Origin of the sequence: Acidithiobacillus ferriphilus (assembly GCF_018854775.1) — a bacterium.
Classification (GTDB): domain Bacteria; phylum Pseudomonadota; class Gammaproteobacteria; order Acidithiobacillales; family Acidithiobacillaceae; genus Acidithiobacillus; species Acidithiobacillus ferriphilus.
Genome location: NZ_JAAZTY010000169.1, coordinates 1 through 3,553, shown reverse-complemented (window position 1 = coordinate 3,553; position 3,553 = coordinate 1). Strand labels below are relative to the sequence as shown.

The window sequence follows — 3,553 nt, the reverse complement described above, 5'->3', positions numbered from 1 at the left end:
CCCGCCATGACCGCGGCGTTGTCCTTATAGGCGGAAAGGGTACCCTGCGGATGCAGGCGGTGAGTTTCGCGAATCATGGCGAAAAGGCTGAGGGCCTGATCCTGGCCATCCAGCCGGAAGGCCGCATTGAATACCTTGTGCCGACAGTGTTCGGAATTGGCCTGCGCAAACATCATCAACTCGGCATCACTGGGATCGCGTCCCAGACCGGAAAAATAATCAAAAAGATAATCCAGTTCCGCCGGAGCGAGCGCGAGACCCAAGCTGGCATTGGCCGCGCGCAAAGCGGCTCGCCCCTCGTTGTGCAGGGGAATGCGGATCAGTGACGCGGGTTCCGGATGGGCAAAAAGTGCCTCTGCCGCCGCCCAGTCCGGCAACACCGACTCGGTCATGGGATCGTGCAGAAGCCGGCTCATCGCCTGTAACTCCGCCGCGTTGAAAGCCGCATCGCCAATTTTGTGCACGCGATATGAAACGCCCCGTTCGATACGCCGCACCGCACCCAATCCACAGTGTCCGGCAATATCCGTCGCCTTGCTGGACCATGGTGAGATGGTCCCGAGACGGGGCACCACACAGACTTCCGCTGCGTCCTCTGCATCTCCTTCAGCAGATTCCCCGTAATGCAGCAAAGCCGCCAGCACCCCCATTTCTGCCGACGTCAGGGGTGCGCCGAGATCAACCAGATGGACGTATTGAGCGACTGCGCTCTGGACGGGAACCCCCCCGGCAACGAGGATGCGTAGCAAGTGTTGCACACGAAAAGCGGACAGCACCGCAGGACCGCGAAGCAGCAGCATGGGATGATCCCTCATTCAAGAAAAGCGGCAGGACGAGCCCGCAGGCTATCCCGCTGGAAAGACACTGACTTTATGATACCGCTGGGAGCGGCACGCCCAGGCGGCGTGCGACTTCTATATACGCTTCCACCACCCCGCCCAGATTGCGACGAAAGCGATCTTTATCCATTTTTTCCAGACTCCGGGCGTCCCAGAGTCGGCAGCCATCGGGGCTGAATTCATCGCCGAGATAAAGCTCCCCGTCAAAACGCCCGAACTCCAGCTTAAAGTCCACCAGAATCAGATTCGCTTTTGCAAATAGTGCGGACAGCAATATATTGACCCGCATGGTCCAGCGGCGCATCGCTTCCACTTCTTCTGTCGTTGCCCAGCCGAAAGTGCGAATATGGGAGGTGTTAATCATCGGATCATGCAGCGCATCGTTCTTCAGGAAAAATTCCAGCGTCGGCGGCTCCAGAATCCGGCCCTCCTCGATACCCAGGCGCTTGGACAAGGATCCCGCCGCCCGATTCCGTACCACACACTCCACCGGGATCATCTCCAGACGGCGCACCAGGCTTTCTCGCGCATTGAGGCGGCGGATAAAATGGGTCGGCACACCCTCACCCTGCAAATACTCCATGATGAAGGTATTGAACGCATTGTTTATCTCGCCTTTATGAGCAAGCTGCTCGACCTTTTCGCCGTCAAAGGCCGAAGTGTCGTCCTTGAAATGCAGAACCAGTTCATCGGGTGATTCGCTGGCATAGACGATCTTGGCCTTGCCCTCGTAAAGGGCGGTACGTTCGCTCATCGGGGTTGCCCTTCCGGAAAAACACGGGCGAAAATGGCATCAATGTTGCGGGTGTGATAGGCAAGATCAAACAATTCCGTCAATTCCTGCGCGTTCAGATAAGGCTGAATCTGCGGGTCCGCCGCCAGAAGCGACTTAAAATCCGCATTCGCCTCCCAGACCTGCATCGCGCTGCGCTGCACCACCCGATAGGCATCTTCGCGCAGCATGCCCTTCTCGGTGAGCGCCAGCAGCACTCGCTGCGAGAAAATCAGGCCGTGCATTTTATGCAGGTTTTCCAGCATCCGCTGCGGATAGACCACCAGCCGTTCCAGCAGGCCGCTCGCCCTGTGGAACATGAAATCCATGACAATGCAGGCGTCGGGGCCAATCACCCGCTCCACACTGGAGTGGGAGATATCGCGCTCATGCCAGAGGGCGATGTCCTCCAGCGCCATGCCCGCATAACCGCGCAGCAGACGGGCAAGACCGGTCAGATTCTCGGAGAGGATGGGATTGCGCTTGTGGGGCATGGCGGAACTGCCCTTCTGCCCGGCGCTAAATGGCTCCTCCGCCTCCAACACCTCGGTGCGCTGCAAATGGCGAATTTCCACGGCAATCTTTTCAATAGATCCGGCAATCACCGCCAAGGCACCAAAAAATTCGGCATGACGATCCCGGGAAATGACTTGCGTACTGGCCAGTTCCGGGGTCAGCCCCAGCTCCGCACAGACCGCGTCTTCGACACTAGGATCGATGTTGGCGAAAGTGCCCACAGCCCCCGACAACATGCCCGCCGACACCGCGGCGATGGCACTGACCAGACGTTGCCGATTGCGCTGCGCCTCGGCACACCAGACCGCCACCTTCAGACCAAAAGTGATGGGCTCCGCGTGAATGCCGTGGGAGCGGCCGATCATCAGCGTATCCTTATGCTTCCAGGCCAACTTCACCAAGGCCCGGTGCAAGCGGTCCATCCCTTCCAGCAGCAGCACCCCGGAACGCTTCAATTGCAGCGCAAACCCCGTATCCACCACATCCGAAGAGGTCAGGCCCAGATGGATGAAGCGGCTGGACGGCCCCACATGCTCGGCCACCGACGTCAGAAAGGCGATGACGTCGTGTTTGACTTCCAGCTCAATTTCCGCAATACGGGTGCTATCAAAAGCCGCTTTCGCCTCGATCTCGGCCAAGGCGTCGGCGGGAATCTGCCCCCGTACCGCCAGCGCCCGGCAAGCTGCCAGCTCCACATCGAGCCAGGCCTGATATTTGGCATCCTGCGTCCATAAGGCACCCATTTCCGGGCGCGTATAGCGCTCGATCATGCCTTGTCTCCATTCTTGGAAGACAGACCCGACTGCAGCTTGTCGAGAATCTCTGCGGACCATGTGGCGGCATCCTTGCCAACGCCCGAAGTCGTCTCCAGTACGCTGCCCTCGTTGTTTTTCATGCGCAACAGCTTCACCCGCACCGAAATGGGTTTCCGCTTTTCCGGGCTGCTCCAGATAGCCTTGATGTTGTCCCAGGTCCGCTGGAAGATGCCGCCGATGAAGCCCTGTTTCCGATCTGCCTGTGCACCACCTTCCTGCACTTGAACATCCCATACCCCCATGCCCGCACTTTGCACGGGATAACCCAGATTCTGCAAAACCATTTGTACCGCCGGCTGTGCCTTGGCGGGAACCACATTCAACACCAGATAAGGGCCACGATCATCCTGGTAACGGGTAACCTTAATGTCCGGCATTTCCGCGAGGAGTGATTCCTGGCTCAGGCGCTTTCGCAGCGCTTCCATAATCTGCCGGTTGTGCCTGGCATCGGCGGGTACTTTCGTCCATTTCACACTGCCACCTGTAGGGTTATTCCAAACGCGATCCTGCCGTATCGTCAAGATTTCGGATCCATTTTCGCCCGCATTCAGATGAAAGGTGTATCTCTCCCGATGGGTAGGTGCCACGGTGTTCCCCAGTACAAAGGCCAG

The 3,553-nt window shown here is 58.5% G+C and carries 2 protein-coding genes and 2 pseudogenes; all 4 read right to left on the bottom strand.

Annotated elements, in window-relative coordinates:
• Positions 1-800, bottom strand: a pseudogene (locus tag HF921_RS11190) (phosphoribosylformylglycinamidine synthase); the annotation flags it as partial.
• 70 nt (positions 801-870) lie between these two features.
• Positions 871-1,593 carry a phosphoribosylaminoimidazolesuccinocarboxamide synthase gene (gene purC / locus HF921_RS11185; protein WP_064219720.1) on the bottom strand — a complete coding sequence of 241 codons (723 nt, stop codon included), beginning with the start codon at positions 1,591-1,593 and terminating at the stop codon, positions 871-873.
• Complete coding sequence (purB, locus tag HF921_RS11180; RefSeq protein WP_064219721.1) at positions 1,590-2,897, bottom strand: adenylosuccinate lyase; 1,308 nt, start codon at positions 2,895-2,897, stop codon at positions 1,590-1,592. The genes purC and purB overlap by 4 nt, the downstream gene beginning before the upstream one ends.
• Positions 2,894-3,553: pseudogene (locus HF921_RS11175) on the bottom strand (outer membrane protein assembly factor BamC); the annotation flags it as partial. The gene purB and the pseudogene HF921_RS11175, both read right to left, overlap by 4 nt.

Excerpts from the sequence above, each read along its gene's own strand:
- purB (WP_064219721.1), bottom strand. The coding sequence starts at position 2,897 with ATGATCGAGCGCTATACGCGCCCGGAAATGGGTGCCTTATGGACGCAG.
- purC (WP_064219720.1), bottom strand. The coding sequence starts at position 1,593 with ATGAGCGAACGTACCGCCCTTTACGAGGGCAAGGCCAAGATCGTCTAT.